Source organism: Ruegeria sp. BC3 (assembly GCF_056539265.1).
This window is the reverse complement of record NZ_JBQFUP010000007.1, coordinates 124,465-137,616: the sequence shown is the minus strand read 5'-3', so window position 1 is coordinate 137,616 and position 13,152 is coordinate 124,465. Positions and strand designations below refer to the sequence as shown.

At 59.8% G+C, this 13,152-nt stretch carries 14 protein-coding genes; 6 read left to right on the top strand and 8 right to left on the bottom strand.

All coding sequences use genetic code 11. The features are described 5' to 3' along the window. Positions 1-83: 83 nt before the first annotated feature. Positions 84-785 (bottom strand): winged helix-turn-helix domain-containing protein, encoded by a 702-nt coding sequence (locus tag ACR0MV_RS17835; RefSeq protein ID WP_480703100.1) that lies wholly within the window; start codon positions 783-785, stop codon positions 84-86. Then, the gene (locus tag ACR0MV_RS17830; RefSeq protein WP_170427518.1) at positions 757-1,041 is read right to left on the bottom strand and encodes a hypothetical protein; all 285 of its coding nucleotides are present in this window, start codon (positions 1,039-1,041) and stop codon (positions 757-759) included. The genes ACR0MV_RS17835 and ACR0MV_RS17830 overlap by 29 nt, the downstream gene beginning before the upstream one ends. A gap of 178 nt (positions 1,042-1,219) precedes the next feature. Here ACR0MV_RS17830 and ACR0MV_RS17825 point away from each other — a divergent pair, with 178 nt between their 5' ends. From ACR0MV_RS17825 to ACR0MV_RS17810, 4 genes are all read left to right on the top strand, one after another. Further along, entirely contained in the window at positions 1,220-1,687 is a 468-nt protein-coding gene (locus ACR0MV_RS17825) for a hypothetical protein (protein ID WP_480703099.1), read from the top strand. 110 nt (positions 1,688-1,797) lie between these two features. Next, positions 1,798-2,415 carry a ribonuclease HII gene (locus tag ACR0MV_RS17820; RefSeq protein ID WP_170427511.1) on the top strand — a complete coding sequence of 206 codons (618 nt, stop codon included), beginning with the start codon at positions 1,798-1,800 and terminating at the stop codon, positions 2,413-2,415. A 107-nt stretch (positions 2,416-2,522) separates the two neighbouring features. Beyond that, positions 2,523-3,623, top strand: coding sequence for a site-specific DNA-methyltransferase (locus ACR0MV_RS17815; protein WP_170427508.1), 1,101 nt, complete (start codon positions 2,523-2,525; stop codon positions 3,621-3,623). A 144-nt stretch (positions 3,624-3,767) separates the two neighbouring features. Next, a complete protein-coding gene (locus tag ACR0MV_RS17810; RefSeq protein WP_170427505.1) occupies positions 3,768-5,150 on the top strand; it encodes an adenylate/guanylate cyclase domain-containing protein in 1,383 nt (460 codons plus the stop codon). Positions 5,151-5,228: 78 nt separating this feature from the next. On the opposite strand, the gene ACR0MV_RS17805 is transcribed toward ACR0MV_RS17810, so the two are convergent. Continuing rightward, entirely contained in the window at positions 5,229-6,365 is a 1,137-nt protein-coding gene (locus ACR0MV_RS17805; RefSeq protein ID WP_480703098.1) for an alkane 1-monooxygenase, read from the bottom strand. A gap of 58 nt (positions 6,366-6,423) precedes the next feature. Continuing rightward, complete coding sequence (gene mutY / locus ACR0MV_RS17800; RefSeq protein WP_480703096.1) at positions 6,424-7,479, bottom strand: A/G-specific adenine glycosylase; 1,056 nt, start codon at positions 7,477-7,479, stop codon at positions 6,424-6,426. 81 nt (positions 7,480-7,560) lie between these two features. Here mutY and ACR0MV_RS17795 point away from each other — a divergent pair, with 81 nt between their 5' ends. Next, complete coding sequence (locus ACR0MV_RS17795; RefSeq protein WP_170427499.1) at positions 7,561-8,067, top strand: DUF721 domain-containing protein; 507 nt, start codon at positions 7,561-7,563, stop codon at positions 8,065-8,067. Positions 8,068-8,081: 14 nt separating this feature from the next. Further along, the gene (locus ACR0MV_RS17790; protein ID WP_170427497.1) at positions 8,082-8,744 is read left to right on the top strand and encodes a DsbA family protein; all 663 of its coding nucleotides are present in this window, start codon (positions 8,082-8,084) and stop codon (positions 8,742-8,744) included. A gap of 35 nt (positions 8,745-8,779) precedes the next feature. Here the strand turns inward: ACR0MV_RS17790 and lpxK are convergent, their stop codons facing one another. Genes lpxK through ACR0MV_RS17770 form a run of 4 tightly spaced genes read right to left on the bottom strand, consistent with a single transcriptional unit; the run spans position 8,780 to position 13,133 of the window. Further along, the gene (gene lpxK / locus ACR0MV_RS17785; RefSeq protein WP_480703095.1) at positions 8,780-9,781 is read right to left on the bottom strand and encodes a tetraacyldisaccharide 4'-kinase; all 1,002 of its coding nucleotides are present in this window, start codon (positions 9,779-9,781) and stop codon (positions 8,780-8,782) included. Beyond that, positions 9,768-11,003, bottom strand: coding sequence for a 3-deoxy-D-manno-octulosonic acid transferase (locus ACR0MV_RS17780; RefSeq protein WP_170427493.1), 1,236 nt, complete (start codon positions 11,001-11,003; stop codon positions 9,768-9,770). Before ACR0MV_RS17780 ends, lpxK begins: the two co-directional genes overlap by 14 nt. Next, positions 11,000-11,800 (bottom strand): 3'(2'),5'-bisphosphate nucleotidase CysQ, encoded by an 801-nt coding sequence (locus ACR0MV_RS17775; protein WP_480703094.1) that lies wholly within the window; start codon positions 11,798-11,800, stop codon positions 11,000-11,002. The genes ACR0MV_RS17780 and ACR0MV_RS17775 overlap by 4 nt, the downstream gene beginning before the upstream one ends. Next, positions 11,787-13,133 (bottom strand): TldD/PmbA family protein, encoded by a 1,347-nt coding sequence (locus tag ACR0MV_RS17770; RefSeq protein WP_480703092.1) that lies wholly within the window; start codon positions 13,131-13,133, stop codon positions 11,787-11,789. The genes ACR0MV_RS17775 and ACR0MV_RS17770 overlap by 14 nt, the downstream gene beginning before the upstream one ends. Positions 13,134-13,152: the final 19 nt, after the last annotated feature.

Here is a 13,152-nt window from a genome sequence, read left to right as displayed (position 1 = left end):
TCCCTATAGGATGGGCGCTGTTACGTGGTTTTCCAAGGGGCGATGTCGGCATTTTTATCGCACGATAACTGTGCGGCCATGCGTCAGACCATCTGGATCACATCTTTTTCGATGGACAGCATGTAGCCTTTCTTGGCGATGTTCTTGACCAGCAATTCGCTGACCATCTGATTGCCCAAGGCGTCCCGCAGCCGCTTGATCCGCGTCGCGCCAGCGGCCTCGTCGCAATCGGCGGCGCTTTTGCCCGAGATCATCGCTTCGATCTGAGCGCCGGACAGGACCTCATCATCCAGTCGGGATTCGGCCAGAACCGACAGGGTTTCCATGGCCGCCGGGGTCAGCTTGAAATCCATGTTGTTCAGATACACGGTGTTTTCCTCGCGGCTGATCAGCAGCGATGTTACCTGAATTCCGGTGCGTTCGATCTGAGCCATCCGGCGGTTAAGCAAGACAAGCATCACCAGAAACACCAATGCAGCCACAAGCATCGCACTGGCAAAGACCAGCAGCACGTAGATCACCATACGATAGCTCGCCAATGTATCGGCAAAGGCGGTTCCCGACTGCGCCAGAATCTCAAGCAAGCGAATCTCGGTCTGCGAAGTGAGGTCGCTTTCGACGAACAGCCGCTCGACTCGCGCATTGAACGCGTTGGCGTCTGGCAAGGTCCAGAACAGAAAGGCGGCGGCTGCGATCAGGATCAAGACGATGGCCGCGATACCTGCGCCGACCAGCCGTGTGCCAGATCGCCGCGTATCAGTAACGGAGATAGAATTGTCCGGCATTGGCCTTCCTTTTATCCAATCCTTCCGGCCCGAAAACGGACATGACATTCAGCAATGTCCAGCCAGATGCGCTGAGGCGTTGTGAGACCTCTTGCTGGGCCTGGCCTTTGTCACAGGCCGAAACCTGCATCACGCCGTAGTGCAGCCGCAGCGGATTGTCCTGCTTGGCCTTGTAATCCGCATAGCACTCGGCTGCGGCCGCGGTGCCAAGCGATATCAGAGCCGCAATGGCCAGAGAAGAGAGGATCGGTTTCATAGGCTGCATCCTGCGCATGGGTTTGCCGGATATTCAATAACCCAAGGGGTTTGCGGTGGCTGATATTGGATAACACCGGCCCGTTATTGCTTGTCTGAGGGGGGCAGACCCAATGTTGGTGCATCACGTTTGCGGTCTGTGTCGGATCGCCCCTCAAACACCAGGAAGGACACGCATCATGCACCGGAAGTTCATCGCTCTTGTCGTTGCCGCCGCAATCACCATCACCGGCGTCTCGGCCTCACAGGCGCGGGCAGCGGATGCCAAGGACATCCTTGGTGGGCTTGCTGCCATCGCGATCATTGGCGCGGGCGTTCACTACTATAACAAGGAACAGCGCAAGCAGCGGGCGTCGCGCCAACAGACCTATACGCAGCAGCCTTATGTCGCGCAGCCCAGCTATCCGGTGCGGCCGCTGCCGCGAAATGTTGCGCGCTATGACCTGCCGCAGCAATGCCTGCGCAACTACAATGCGTATTCGAACAATCAACCGCTTCTGGCGCCGAATTGCCTCAAGAAGCACTACAAACACGCCAATAGCCTGCCGCAAGAGTGCAAGGTCGGTTTCTGGAATGGCAAAAAGGTGAAGCGGGCATACGAACCTGCATGCCTGCGCCAGCAAGGATACCGCGTCGTTTACAAGTAATCACTTTCGAGCAGGAGCGGCGCCACAGAAGCACCGCGCGGGAGAGGGTAGCGCAAGCTGCCCTCTCTTTTTGTCTTGCGGTTGGGCGGGAAACGCGGTTTTCGGTAGGTATGACAAACCCGGACTATTCGATTGAGCAGGCAGCGGTGGCACAAGGTTATGTGCGGATTGCCGGTGTGGATGAGGTTGGCCGCGGACCTTTGGCCGGGCCTGTGGTCGCAGCGGCCGTTGTTCTGAACCCGGAAGATATTCCCGAGGGGCTAAACGACTCCAAGAAGCTGACAGCCAAACGGCGTGCCGCGTTGGACGTTGCCATTCGCGAGCGGGCAGAATTCGCCATAGCAGAGGCCTCGGTGGCCGAGATTGACGAACACAACATCTTGCGGGCCTCGCATTTGGCGATGGAACGCGCGGTTGCCGCATTGGACCCTCAGCCGGATTATCTGCTGATCGACGGAAACATGATCCCGCGCGGTCTGACGATCCCGGCGCAGGCGGTTGTCAAAGGGGACGCGCATTCGGTGTCGATTGCGGCGGCTTCGATCATCGCGAAAAACTGGCGCGATCAACTGATGGTGGATTTGGCGCAACAGCATCCCGGCTATGGATGGGAGAAGAACGCAGGCTATCCGTCAAAACAACACAGAGAAGCGCTGCAAAATCTCGGGGTGACCCCACATCATAGGCGTTCCTTCAAGCCGGTACACAACATCTTGTATCAAGAGTAAATCGTAAGTCGCTGATTCAAAAAAGAAATTGACGGCGAATCGACTTTGACTCATCCTTGTCTCAACCAAATGAGCGCAAAAGCGCCGTGGATACTTGAGGCAGTACAATGACAACAACCACCAAAAAGGGCGCAAAAGCGCTCCCTTTAAACACGATTCTTTCCGGGGACTGCATCGAAGTGATGAACAGTCTGCCCGAGGCGTCGGTTGACCTGATTTTCGCGGATCCCCCTTATAATCTGCAACTCAAAGGTCAGTTGCACCGCCCGGATAACAGCCAGGTGGACGCGGTTGATGATCACTGGGATCAGTTCTCAAGCTTTGGGGCGTATGATCAGTTCACCCGCGAATGGCTAAAGGCCGCGCATCGACTGCTGAAACCCAATGGCGCGATCTGGGTGATTGGCTCTTACCACAACATTTTCCGCGTTGGCTCGGCCCTGCAGGACGCAGGCTACTGGATTCTGAACGACGTCGTGTGGCGCAAATCCAACCCGATGCCGAACTTCCGTGGCAAGCGCTTTACCAACGCGCATGAGACAATGATCTGGGCGTCCAAGCGCGAAGGTGCCAAGTACACATTCAATTACGAGGCGCTGAAGGCGCTGAATGAAGGCGTGCAGATGCGCAGCGACTGGGTGCTGCCGATCTGTACCGGTCACGAACGCCTCAAGGATGAAAACGGCGACAAGGCACATCCGACGCAAAAGCCGGAATCGCTGCTGCACCGCGTCCTGATCGGCTCGACCAACCCGGGCGATGTGATCCTTGATCCGTTCTTTGGTACAGGCACGACCGGTGCCGTTGCCAAGATGCTGGGACGCGAGTTCATCGGGATCGAGCGCGAGGAAAGCTATCGCAAGGTTGCCGAAAAGCGCATCGCCAAGGTCCGCAAATTTGACCGCGAAGCGCTGGAAGTCAGCGCCAGCAAACGCGCCGAGCCGCGCGTTCCTTTTGGCCAACTGGTTGAACGCGGCATGCTACGCCCGGGTGAAGAACTTTATTCCATGAACCAGCGCCATAAGGCCAAGGTGCGTGCGGACGGCACGCTGGTAGGCGACAACGTCAAAGGCTCGATCCATCAGGTGGGCGCACATCTGGAAAATGCGCCGTCCTGCAATGGCTGGACATACTGGTGCTTTAAGCGCGATGGCAAGACAGTGCCAATCGACGTTCTGCGCCAGCAAATCCGGGCCGAGATGAACTGATTTCACGAACACCGCCGGTGCCTGTGGCCTGACACACGGCACTAAGCCTTGCCCCGCCGATCACGGCGGGGTCTTTTGTTTTGTTGCCCTCCCGGTTCCGATATGAGAGTCCTGATCCTGCTGCGCACGGAAGGAGCCTCGGCCATGTCGGAAACCACAGCCAGCGAATCCCGTCTTGAACGGTTCTCGATCACCAAGCCGGATGTGTACGATCTGGATAACAAGTACACAGAGGCCGCGCTGGAGCGGCACAAGCGCGAAGGGCTGGAACTGGCCGTCCGCGCACGCTGGATCGCGATGGGCCTGACAGGCATCCTGCTGATCTTCCTGAACCCGCAATGGGAGGTGCTGTGGTATCACTTCATCCTACTGTTGATCTGCGCGAATGGCTGGTTGATCCAGCGCGCCGGTCGGGTGGGACAGTCGCGGATCGAGCTGTTGCTGATCTTCGTGGACCTGCTGATCATGACGCTGGGGATGATCGTACCGAACCCGTTCAGCGATGACGTGCGGCCATTGGCCATGCAGTACCGGTTCGACAATTTCCAGTATTTCTTCATCATTCTGGCGGCGGGAACGCTGGCCTATTCCTGGCGCACGGTCGTCGCCATCGGGTCATGGACCGTGATGATGTGGACCGCGGGCTGGGTGATCGCATGGTGGGTGGCAACGCCGATCTCCGGCATCAGCGAGCGTGTGGCCGAAGCCTTGGTGGGCTATCCGGATGTTGCGGAATGGCTGAACCCCAACAGTTTCATGCCAGAGCTGCGCATTCAGCAGGTCATAGTCTTCATGATGGTTGCCGTGACGCTTGGCATTTCGATGCGGCGTCTCAATCGGCTGTTGATGACCAATGCGGGGTTGGAGAGAGAGCGGGCGAACCTGTCGCGGTATTTTTCGCCGAATGTCGTGGACGAACTGAGCCAGAATGACGAACCGCTGAAACAGATACGTAAGGAAAACATAGCTGTCTTATTCATCGACATTGTCGGTTTTACCCGGTTTGCGGCAGGTCGTGACCCCTATGACGTGATCGAGGTTCTGCGCGGCTTCCATGCCCGCATGGAGACCGAGGTGTTCCGCCATCACGGAACGCTCGACAAATACCTCGGTGACGGGCTGATGGCCACGTTTGGTACGCCGGTTCCGACGCCGCTGGACGCAAGCAACGCGGTGGCCTGCGCACGCGATATGGTCACGGTGATCGACCGCTGGAACCTTGAGCGGCGGCGGGCGGGTGAGCCCGAGATTCAGGTTGGGATCGGTGTGCACTATGGGCCGGTGGTGCTGGGCGACATTGGGGCGAACCGGTTGGAATTTGCAGTAATCGGCGACGCGGTAAATGTCTCGGCCAAGCTTGAGGCGTTGACGCGCGATCTTGGAGTGCGGGTGGTCCTGAGCGATGCGGTGCGCGCGCAGGTTATCGAGGAAGGCAACAACATTGCCGAGCAGACCGTCGGTTTCGTGAAACACGAAAATCAACCTGTCCGCGGGGTTCAACAACCAATGGATATTTGGGTGCAATAAGGGCTCCCGCCGGTGTGCCGCGCATCACAGATGCGCGTCCTCCCGTTGGGCTGGGCAGCGCGTTGGCACGCGCTGCGGTCAGGCGCGTGGCAATGGGTTGAGTGACTTGTTGTACGGCTGCCAATCGGTGACTTCGGGGTAGTACTGGCGCCGCCATGCCCGAACGCGGGGGTTCATGACGCGCCGCCACAGCGGCGGGATCATCGCCGCAACGGTCATCACCGGGTAGCCATAGGGTAACTGAGGTGCGGCGTCCTGAGAATGATGTTGCAGCAGGGGAAAGCGCCGGTTCGGTTTGTAGTGGTGGTCGGAATGGCGTTGCAAGTTGATCAGCAGCCAGTTTGAGGCTTTCTGCGACGCGTTCCACGAATGGCGGGGTTGAACGTGCTCATACTTGCCATCGCCAAGATGTTTGCGGGTCAGGCCATAGTGTTCGACGTAGTTGACCAGCTCCAGCTGCCAGATGGCGACACCAGCCTGAAGCAGGAACAAAGCGATGCCAGACCATCCTCCGACCATGAAAGCAAGCGCGAGCATGCCCACTTGTAGCATCCAATACCGCCAGAATGGGTTTGCAGGGTCGGTCCAGGGGCGTTGCTTGCGCGCAAGTTTGTCTTTTTCCGCTTGAAACGCGGAAAGGAGACATTGCAACAGCACCCTAGGGTAAAATCTGTGGAACCCTTCGTTGTACCGTGCGGTGACGGGGTCGCGTGGCGTGCCGACATAGCGGTGGTGCACCAACAGGTGTTCCGACCGGAAGTGCGAATACAGCACCATCGCCAGCAGGATGTCGCCAAGCCAGCGTTCGAACCGACCTTTCTGGTGCATCAACTCGTGGCTGTAGTTGATCCCGATTGTGCCCGAGATCACACCCATTCCAAAGAAGAGGCCTATCTTGGCCAGAACAGACAGATGATCAGTATGTGTCGCGTACCAGATCAGTCCGAAAAGCGTGAGGAACTGGACCGGCACCCAAGCTTTGGTCAGCAGGATGTACCATTTCAGAACGCCGTCTGGCGTGTCTGGGTCGACATTTTCAAGGTTCAGGCCCGTCAATCGATCCAAAACCGCAAAAGCCCACCAGGTCGATAACGGCACGAGCAACACCCACCAGCCGCCTGCAAATGCGGTGACCCAAATCAACGGGATCAACAGGAAGGACACCCAGAACGGCAAGGCTGCTTGCCAGCGAGACAGACTGTCTGATGCGATCATTTAGCGCTCCGAACAACTGTGGGCAGGTTAGACCCGGCACGCATTGTGGCACAATGGGTTACGTCACGCGCCAGAGGTCATACGCCTTGCGCATCACTGTGGGCAGGTCACTGGGGCGGAACGCGTGTTTGTCGATGATGATCAGGTCGTCAGGCGATTGGTCGGTGGGGAGATTGGCCGTCCAGATGCGCAGGATCAGATGAAAATGGGTGAAGGTATGGCGCACCTCGCCCGACAACAACTGCCAATCCGTTGCGAAGGGCGGGGATTCGACCGGGGCCTCAGACCAATCGGATCCCGGCCAGCCCAGCGTTCCGCCCAGCAGACCTTTGTCGGGGCGGCGTTCCAGCAGAAAGGCTCCGTCGCTGCTTTGGGCAATATAGACATGGCCGTAGCGGGTGGGTTTAGGTTTTTTCGGGGTCTTGCGCGGTAGTTCGGCTTGGGTGCCGTTTACGCGCGCCGCGCAGGGATCGCGGAGCGGGCAGATACCGCAGGCCGGGGATTTCGGCGTGCAGATCGTGGCCCCAAGATCCATCACCGCCTGCGCATAATCTCCTGGGCGAAGGTTGGGGGTTAGCGCGGCGGCCTTGTCCATGAGCAGAGGTTTTGAGCCGGGCAGCGGGTCGTGGATATCATAAAGACGCGCCATCACCCGTTCGACATTGCCGTCCAACACGGTTTCGGGCCGATCAAAAGCAATGGCCGAAATCGCGGCGGCGGTATAGGGGCCGACCCCCGGCAGTTTCAGCAATTCGTCGTAGGTGTTGGGGAATTGTCCACCGTAGTCTTCGGCCACGACTCGGGCACATTTCAGCAGGTTCCGGGCGCGGGCGTAATAGCCCAGACCGGCCCATTCCCCCATGACCTGATCATCCGGGGCTGCGGCCAGCGCCTCGACCGTGGGCCAGCGTGTGGTGAACCGCATGAAATAGTCCCGCACGGCAGCAACAGTGGTCTGCTGTAGCATGACCTCCGACAGCCAGATTCGATAGGGGTCGGGCGTCACTCCGGCCGCCCGATCTGCCGGGCCAACACGCCAGGGCATCTCGCGGGCGTGGCGGTCGTACCAGTGCAGCAGCGTGCCGCTCACGTCGAATTCAGCAGAGTCACGCAAGTTTTATCTATCTCCCTGTCGGGTTTCGCTGGCGCCCGTTGTCATGCCCTTTACAATAGCGGCGCAGGAGTTGGAAACCAGATGCAGCGCAGACGTTCTTCGACCCGCGGGTTCAAACGCACCGCGACATTGCTGAACGACCAGATCAGGCGCGCCGGTGAAAGCCGGGGTTTCGCCGTGTCGCGCTTGTTGACTCATTGGGCCGAGATTGTGGGGCAGGATATGGCCGCCATCGCGCGACCCGTGAATGTGGGCTATGGCAAGGGCGGAATCGGTGCGACGCTAACCGTGCTGACCACTGGCCCGCAGGCCCCGATGCTGGAAATGCAAAAGGAGCAGTTGCGCGGCAAGGTAAACGCGGTTTATGGCTATAACGCCATCAGCCGGGTGCGCATCACACAGACCGCTCCGACAGGATTTGCCGAGGGGCAGGCCAGTTTCGACCACAAGCCGAAACAAGCAAAACCCAAGATCGAACCAGAGATCGAAGCCGAGGCGAACCGGACGGCGCAAGATGTCACAGATGGTGATTTGCGCGCCGCCCTTGAACGTCTGGGCCGTAACGTTTTATCCAAGCAAAAACGCTGAGAAAGGGCTGAGACATGAGCCGTATTGCAACCGGAATTTGTGCGGCCGTCGCCGTGGCCGCAGGCGGCTATTGGCTGTCGCTGTCGAATTCCAACACGAGCTATCCGCTGATCAGCAGCGCCGAGGCGCAAGAAGCCGATCTGGACACCTCTACCATCGTTGAGATGACGCTAGGCGCCGAAGACGCACCGGTCGAAATCATCGAGTATGCCTCCTATACCTGTCCCCATTGCGCGAACTTCCACAACGGGGCGTTCAAGCAACTGAAAAAAGACTTCATCGACACGGGCAAAGTGAAGTTCGTCTATCGCGAAGTCTATTTTGACCGCTATGGCCTGTGGGCTTCGATGGTGGCGCGGTGCGACGGTCCGGATAAGTTCTTTGGCATCTCGGACCTGATCTATCAGGGGCAGTCTGAATGGACCCAGGCCGGTGGCCCGGCCGAGATCGTGGACGAACTGCGAAAGATCGGGCGTCTGGCCGGGATCGACAACGACAAGCTTGAAGCCTGTCTGCAGGACGGTACCCGCGCGCAAACTTTGGTGGCCTGGTATCAGGAAAACGCAGAGCGTGATGGCGTTCAGGCAACCCCGTCATTTGTTGTTAACGGCAAGAAAGTCGAAAATCAGTCCTACGAAGACTTCAAGGCGCTGATCGAAAACGAATTGGGCAGCTAATAGCCTGCGTGACCGGCTCGTGATGGGCCGGTCACCTATTTCGGCGCTGGGGCGACCTGTAGCAGCATCTGCTTGACCTCATCTGCGGCCTCAATTTTCAGACGTACCGGCAGCGTGATGACCTTGCTGCGAAACGCGGCGGGCAAGCGCACGGCATCTTTTTCCGTCGTGACCATCTGCGCGCCCAGCAGGCGCGCCTCATTTACCAGCCGGGTCATCAGAGCCGGTGTCAGGGGCTGGTGATCGTCCAGCGCCTCGGCCCGCAACAAGGTGGCTCCTTGCTGGCGCAGGGTCTGAAAGAATTTGTCAGGATGGCCGATGCCTGCAAAAGCCAGAACAGGCGTATCGCTCCAGTCCATGCCGGTTTGCAAAGGCTCAACCGCGCCGGTCGCATGAGGGACCGGCAGGTGCTGGCCCCAACGTTCGGCGAATTGGGACTGCGCGCCGGAATCGCCCAACGACAGGACCAGATCGGCTCGCTGCAGGCCAATATCGACCGGCTCGCGCAGAGGACCCGCAGGCAGGCACAAGCCGTTTCCAAATCCGCGCGCTGCATCCACCACGATGACCGAGAAATCCTTGGCCACCGAAGGGTTCTGAAATCCGTCATCCAATACGATGACCGTCGCACCAGCCTCGGCCGCTGCCCTTGCGCCAGCAGCGCGGTCCTTGGCCACCCAGACGTCGGCAAAAGCGGCCAGCAATAGCGGCTCATCCCCCACTTGCGCGGCAGTGTGTTTGCGCGGGTCCACAAGGACCGGCCCTTCAAGCGAACCGCCGTGTCCGCGGGTTACAACATGCGTATCATGCCAGGCATCGCGCAATTGCTCGATTATCCAGATCACGGTCGGTGTCTTGCCTGTACCGCCCGCGTTCAGATTGCCGATGCAAATTACAGGAACGCCAGGCTTCACGCCTGCCTCGGAAGCGACCCGGCGGGCAGTAGCTCCGGCATAGAGTCGCCCGAGCGGTGACAGAATCCGCGCGCGAAAATCCAGCCGGTCCGGCGCTGTGTTCCAGAAATCAGGTGCTCGCATCTTCGCCGCTCCGCTGATCCAGATAGTCCTGCACCAAATCGATCAGGTGATCCGCTTGCGGGGCACCTTCAGTTACAATCTGCCACCCGGCTAAGGCCATGTTGGCGGCCTGATCCGGTGCCAAAAGCTCAACCACGGCATCACCAAGTTCGGTGGCGGTTCTGACGGAACGCGCCGCGCCCGCCCTGTCCAGTTGATCGTAAAGCTGTTGTTGGCCGTGTACAAACGGCCCGTGAATTACTGCCGACCCGAGCGCCGTTGCAACCAGGGGGTCCGCCCCCGCGGCGCCGCGCTCCAAAGACGTGCCCATGAAAGTGACAGGGGATACCCGTTGCCACAGCCCAAGATCCTCTGGCGCGGCGGACAGGATCACTTGTGTCATGTCCTCGATCATACCGCTTTCGTCCCAATTGGTGCAGCGCAGGTCCATCGTCTCAAGGCGGCGGTGCAGCGGTTCAGCTTCGGTGATGTCCGCAACGTGCAACACCAACGCCAGCCGCGGCAGCATGCGCATCGCCTGCCTGTGCGCGCTGAGGACCGAGATGAACTCTTTGTCCTGCACCCATGCCGCCAGCCATACGGGTCGGCCAGACAGAGCATGGTTCACTTCGATCAGTTCATCCTCGGGCCAGGGCCGCGGATTGGGGCTGATGTGCAGGGGTGGGGCTTCTTTCACCTTGTTCGAGGCGATGCCGAGCCTGCGTATCTGGCGTGCGCTTTCCGGGGTCGAGCAGACGATCGTGCGGAAACAGTCAATCGTGTATCGGGTGATGTCCGGCAGCCAGCGCCCGCCCCGCGCGATGCGGACGTCCGCCTCTGCTTCGATCAGGATCAGGGGTATGCCGCGCTCTTCGGCACGTGTGATGACATTCGGCATCAGGCCGCCACCGACCCACATTCCGACATCCGGTCGCCAGTGGTCCAGAAACGCGCGTGCGGCCCCGGTCTGTTCGGTCGGCAGATTGACCAAGGGATACCCACTATTGGCCCAGCGGGTCAGATCTGCGTCAGGTGGCGCTGTCAGAACGATCGACAATGTCGGGCGCGCCTGCTGCAGCCGCTGACAAAAATCAATAATGGCCCGATGCCGCGCATGGGTGTTGATGTGCAGCCACAGAACCTCGCCCTCGGGTCGCGGAATGTCCCGATAGCTGGCGGCATTCTGCATACCCCAGGACAGCACGCGATAGGCGGCAAGACTTAATGAGCGTGGCTTGCTCATGTGACGATTCCAGGGCTTTCCGGTTCGAGTTGCTCTGACAGTAGCCCAAAAACTTCTGATCCCGCAGCGATCACACCATTCAGACGTGGGTTCGGGTTGTTGAACCGCAACGGTTGCCCCATGCGATCCGAGCATAAGCCGCTGGCCTCGCGGATAATCAGATCGCCGGCGGCGATGTCCCATTCCCAACTGGGTCGGAGCGTCATCATCCCGTCGAACCGTCCTTGCGCGACAAGCGCCATGCGATAGGCCAGCGAGGGGCGATAATTTCGCTTGAACTCAGGCACTTGCCCGTGACGCCAATGGCGAGGTTGCAAATTCGGTTTCGCGGCCAGAACCTCGGCGGTTTCAAGCGTGTTGATCGCGCTGACCCGGATCGTTTCACCGTTCAGCGTTGCACCCTGACCCTTGGCCGCTGCATAAAGCAGGTCGCGTCGCGGCAGATAAATGACCGCCGCCGTGACTTCGCTCCGGTCCGCGATGGCCAAAGAATGCGCCCAGGTTCGCGATCCTTCTGCAAAGCTGCGGGTGCCGTCTATCGGATCAATGATGAACACGCGATCTCTGGAAAGCCGGTCCGCGGAGTCTTCGGTCTCTTCGCTCAACCACCCATAACCTGGTCGTGCGGCGGGCAGCTTTTGCTCCAGCATTGCGTTCACGGCCAGATCAGCCTCGGTCACCGGACCGGCACCGTCGGGTTTGTCCCAACGCTGCGCGGTGCTGCCGGAATACCGTGTGGCGATCTTTCCCGCCTCAAGTGCGGCCTCTGTCAGCAGGTGCAGGTCAGTTGCCGGCAAGTGTCATTCCTTCGATCAGGACCGAGGGCACCACGCGGGACAGATATGTGCGTGCATCATTGGCGGGGATCATACGTTTCAGCATATCGCGCAGGTTCCCCGCGATGGTGCATTCGTTGACCGGATGCGTGATCTCTCCGTTCTCGACCCAGAACCCCGAAGCACCGCGCGAGTAGTCGCCGGTATTGGGGTTGATTGTCGATCCGATCATCGAGGTGACCAGCAGCCCCGTGCCCATGTCACGCAGCAGATCGGCCCGGCTGCTCTCGCCTTGTGTCAGGCTCAGGTTCCAGTTGCTGGGCGACGGCGGCCCCGAGACGCCGCGTGCCGCGTTGCCGGTCGAAGCCATGTCCAGCTTGCGCCCGCTGGACAGGTCCAGCGTCCAGCCGGTCAGCACGCCGTTTTCGACGATCGCCCGGCGTTGCGTCGGCAGCCCTTCCGCATCAAACGGGCGCGAGCCCGAAATGCGCGGACGGTGTGGGTCTTCGATCAGTGACAGATGCTCGGGCAGCACCTGCTCGCCCAGGCTGTCTTTCAACCATGAGGCACCGCGGGCAATAGCTGCGCCATTGCTGGCCGCAAGCAGATGGCCGATCAGCGAGGACGAGATACGTTCGTCAAACAGAACAGGAAAAGTCCCCGTCGCCGGTTTCTGCGCGCCGACCAAAGCAACAGCGCGTTCGCCTGCGCTCTGGCCGATTTCGTCTGCGCTGCGCAGGTCGCTTTGGAAGGTACGGCTGTCACCGTCATAATCCCGCTCCATCCCGGTCCCTTCGCCCGAAATGGCAACGCACGAGGTCGAACGGCTGCTGCGGGCATAGCCGCCGGAAAAGCCGTTCGTCGCGGCCAGATGGACCCGGTGTGTGCCATAGGCCGCTGCAGCATCTGAGACTTGTGACACACCTTGAACAGCCAGAGCCGCGGATTCAGCGGTCAAAGCGTCCTGCATCAAGGCGTCTGCCGAAGGTTCAGGGGTCGGATCAAACTGCTCCAGCGCGTCGATGTTCCAGTCCCTGGCCAGCTGTTCGGGGTTGGCCAGGCCGGTGAAAGGGTCTTCGGGCGCTTCGCTGGCCATGGCAACCGCACGTTGCGCCATCGCCATCAACGTTTCGGGACGGCTGTCCGAGCTTGAGACGATTGCCTGACGTTTTCCCAGAAAGACGCGAAGCCCCAGATCGGTGCCTTCGGAACGCTCCGCATGCTCGAGCGCGCCACCGCGCACTTCGACCGAAACAGACGTGCCATCCACGACGATCGCATCCGCAGCTTCGGCCCCGGCTTTGCGGGCCGCGTCCAGCAATTCATGGCTGATTTCTTCGGGTGTGCGGGTCATGAGGCCTCCGGTATGGTTG

What these genes read in the sequence shown, in the direction of transcription:
- ACR0MV_RS17835 (WP_480703100.1), bottom strand. Translation starts at nt 785, where the DNA reads ATGCCGGACAATTCTATCTCCGTTACTGATACGCGGCGATCTGGCACA.
- ACR0MV_RS17830 (WP_170427518.1), bottom strand. Translation starts at nt 1,041, where the DNA reads ATGAAACCGATCCTCTCTTCTCTGGCCATTGCGGCTCTGATATCGCTT.
- ACR0MV_RS17825 (WP_480703099.1), top strand. Translation starts at nt 1,220, where the DNA reads ATGCACCGGAAGTTCATCGCTCTTGTCGTTGCCGCCGCAATCACCATC.
- ACR0MV_RS17820 (WP_170427511.1), top strand. Translation starts at nt 1,798, where the DNA reads ATGACAAACCCGGACTATTCGATTGAGCAGGCAGCGGTGGCACAAGGT.
- ACR0MV_RS17815 (WP_170427508.1), top strand. Translation starts at nt 2,523, where the DNA reads ATGACAACAACCACCAAAAAGGGCGCAAAAGCGCTCCCTTTAAACACG.
- ACR0MV_RS17810 (WP_170427505.1), top strand. Translation starts at nt 3,768, where the DNA reads ATGTCGGAAACCACAGCCAGCGAATCCCGTCTTGAACGGTTCTCGATC.
- ACR0MV_RS17805 (WP_480703098.1), bottom strand. Translation starts at nt 6,365, where the DNA reads ATGATCGCATCAGACAGTCTGTCTCGCTGGCAAGCAGCCTTGCCGTTC.
- ACR0MV_RS17795 (WP_170427499.1), top strand. Translation starts at nt 7,561, where the DNA reads ATGCAGCGCAGACGTTCTTCGACCCGCGGGTTCAAACGCACCGCGACA.
- ACR0MV_RS17790 (WP_170427497.1), top strand. Translation starts at nt 8,082, where the DNA reads ATGAGCCGTATTGCAACCGGAATTTGTGCGGCCGTCGCCGTGGCCGCA.
- lpxK (WP_480703095.1), bottom strand. Translation starts at nt 9,781, where the DNA reads ATGCGAGCACCTGATTTCTGGAACACAGCGCCGGACCGGCTGGATTTT.
- ACR0MV_RS17780 (WP_170427493.1), bottom strand. Translation starts at nt 11,003, where the DNA reads ATGAGCAAGCCACGCTCATTAAGTCTTGCCGCCTATCGCGTGCTGTCC.
- ACR0MV_RS17770 (WP_480703092.1), bottom strand. Translation starts at nt 13,133, where the DNA reads ATGACCCGCACACCCGAAGAAATCAGCCATGAATTGCTGGACGCGGCC.